2 protein-coding genes are annotated in these 2988 nt (G+C 57.5%); both read left to right on the forward strand.

The annotated features are described in order from the left end of the window. Positions 1-2698, forward strand: a 2698-nt coding sequence (locus AC1DOC_RS27010; protein ID WP_478130858.1) for an Eco57I restriction-modification methylase domain-containing protein, incomplete at its 5' end; no start/stop codon positions are given. Next, positions 2695-2988, forward strand: a 294-nt coding sequence (locus AC1DOC_RS27015) for a DUF262 domain-containing protein (protein WP_478130859.1), incomplete at its 3' end; no start/stop codon positions are given. The genes AC1DOC_RS27010 and AC1DOC_RS27015, both read left to right, overlap by 4 nt.

Genomic DNA, 2988 nt, shown 5'->3' on the forward strand with positions numbered 1-2988 from the left:
GCCTTACATGGTGGCCTTCCTGCTGCACAACTCGCTTGGCGCCTGGTGGGCCACTCGGCACCCGGGCAAGCCATGCCCGGTCACGCTCGACTACTTCCGCGCTCTGGAAGACGGCACCCCGGCCGCTGGCAAGTTCGAAGGCTGGCCCGATTCGCTGGCCGAGTTCAAGCTGCTCGACCCCTGCTGCGGATCGGGTCACTTCCTAGTCGCCGCCTTCCTGATGCTGGTGCCGATGCGCATGGCGGCGGAGGGCCTGAGTGCCAAGGAGGCCGTCAACCGCGTCTTGGCCGAGAACATCCATGGCCTGGAACTGGACCCGCGCTGCGTGGAAATCGCCGTATTCGCGGTAGCGCTGGAAGCCTGGCGGTATCCCGATGCATCGGGCAAGCCGCTCGGTGTGCGGGAGATTCCGGCACCCAACATCGCGTGCTGTGGGCTCAAGGTCGCATCCAAGGCGCAGGACTGGGAGGCATTGGTGCCCGACGAAGCACCCAACGTCGAGTACGTGCGGCAGGAGTTGCGACAACTGCACGCCAGCTTTTCTGATGCGCCACTGCTTGGCAGTCTGCTGGACCCGGCACGTAGCCTCAAGAATGACCTGGCCACTTCCGGTTATGAGACGTTGCGGGCATTGTTGCGCAAAGCCTTGGCCACGGAACGCCCAGCCAATTTTCTCGCTGAGGGCGATGACCGGTGGGATCTGGCACTAAGTGCTCAAGGATTGCTTGAAGCCGCGCGTCTTTTGGATGCGCGCTATCACTTGGTAATAACAAACGTCCCATACCTCTCCCGGGCCAAACAATCTGAGGTTCTAAAGGACTATTGCGACCGACACTATCAGGAGGCGAAGAATGATCTCGCCAATGTCTTTTTGGAGCGCTGCTTGGAGTTGGCGAGAGACGCGGGCGCAGGCGTAACTCAGATTGTTATGCCACAGAACTGGTTATTTCTAGCAGGATACAAAAAGCAACGAGAAACATTGCTCAAGACAGCCACCTGGAATCTGTTGGTTAGGCTTGGGCCAGGCGCATTCGAAACAATTGGGGGAGAGGTTGTTAACGTCATTCTCATGACACATACGCGAAAGCAGCCCGCTCCCAATTTCATGCTCAGAGGAATAGATGTCAGTACGTCTAGGCCAGCACAACAGAAGGCCAAAAATCTAATAACTGAGCCGCTAGTTTCTGCATCTCAATCCAACCAGTTGAGCAATCCCGACTCGCGAGTTGCGCTTACTGATATTCAATCGGAGAGTCTTCTCGCAGATATTGGCGATTTCGGCAAGGGAAGTACAACAGGTGATAGTCCAAGGTTCTTAATCGAGTTTTGGCAGATCGCGCGACTGCAACCATCGAATGTCCCTTGGGTCGATTCACCAACCCCGGGAGCCCCTTGGTCGGGCAGGTCGCTTGTTACTACCGTGAGTTTAGACGATCCAAACCTGAATGCTCAGTTAGGTTGCTGGCTGCGGGGTAACGCAGTGTGGGGAAGGCGCGGCGTCGCCGTAAATAAAATGAAGGAATTAGAACCGTTCCTTTATTCGGGTGAGGTTTTTGACGATAACGTTTGCCCAATTGTTCCAGCCGACGAGTCGCTCATACCAGCCATTTGGGCGTTCGTGTCGGACCCAAGCTATCGGGAAGCCGTTCGTGAAGTTGACCGGGCCCTAAAAGTGACTGCCGGAACGCTAACCAAAGTTCCCTTCGACCCAGTCTATTGGAGCCAAGTGGCAGCGGAAAAATACCCCACTGGTTTGCCGGAACCGTATTCGGATGATCCTACTCAGTGGATTTTCCACGGTCACCCAGAGCCGTCTACCGATCCGCTGCAGGTCGCTGTTGCACGATTGGTCGGGTACACCTGGCCGGCCGAGTTCGACAGCAAGATGGATCTATCCGACAAGGGACGCGCATGGATTGCCCGCAGCAAGGCGCTCGCGAGTCATGCGGATAAGGACGGCATCGTCTGTATTCCACCGGTAGGGCATGAATCGCCCGCCAGTGACCGACTTCTCAATTTGCTGGCCGATGCCTATGGAACAAACTGGAGCAACGACATCCTTGCACAGTTGCTGATAGCGGCTGATCACGCCGGCAAGTCACTGGAAACTTGGCTACGCGACAAGTACTTCACTCAACACTGCGCGCTGTTCGGCAACCGGCCGTTCGTCTGGCATGTGTKGGATGGTCTGCGCGATGGTTTCGCCGCCCTGGTGAACTATCACAAGCTCGACTACAAGGCTTTGGAAGCCTTGATCTACACCTACTTAGGTGACTGGATCGGCCGCCAGAAGCGTGACGCGGATAGCGGCGTGGACGGAGCCCAGGAAAAGCTGGCGGCCGCCGAGGCGTTGAAGAAGCGCCTGGAACTGATCCTGACGGGGGAGTCGCCTTACGACATCTTCGTCCGCTGGAAGTCGATTGAGGAGCAGCCCATCGGCTGGAACCCCGATCTGAATGACGGCGTGCGCCTGAACATCCGCCCCTTTCTCTCGGTGCCCGATGTGGGCAAGCGCGGCGCTGGGGTGCTTCGCGACAAGCCGAAGAGCCTGCATTGGGAAAAGGACCGTGGCAGCAATGTGCCATCTGCCCCCTGGTACGAACTCGGATTGCAGTACGACGGCAAGGTCGGCGACCGCATCAATGACCACCACTTGAGCCTTGCCAAAAAACGAGCAGCCAGGGAGAAGGCTAAATGATCAAGTCGGTCAACAACTACCCGGTCTCGCAACTCTTCGACATCGAAGCGGGCGTGATCTATGCGATCCCGCGCTACCAGCGCGAATACTCCTGGAAGATGGACCAGTGGGAGTCGCTCTTCGATGACGTAGAAGAGAACGACCCCGGGTATTTCCTGGGCTCGATTATTTGCATCAACCAGACCACCGATACCTTGGCGGTGCAGCGCCTGGAGGTGGTGGACGGCCAGCAACGGCTGACGACGCTGTCTCTGCTCTTCGCGGCGCTGTACCAGTCGCTAAAGCTGCAC

This window comes from Variovorax sp. 01T439_2, assembly GCF_056398445.1.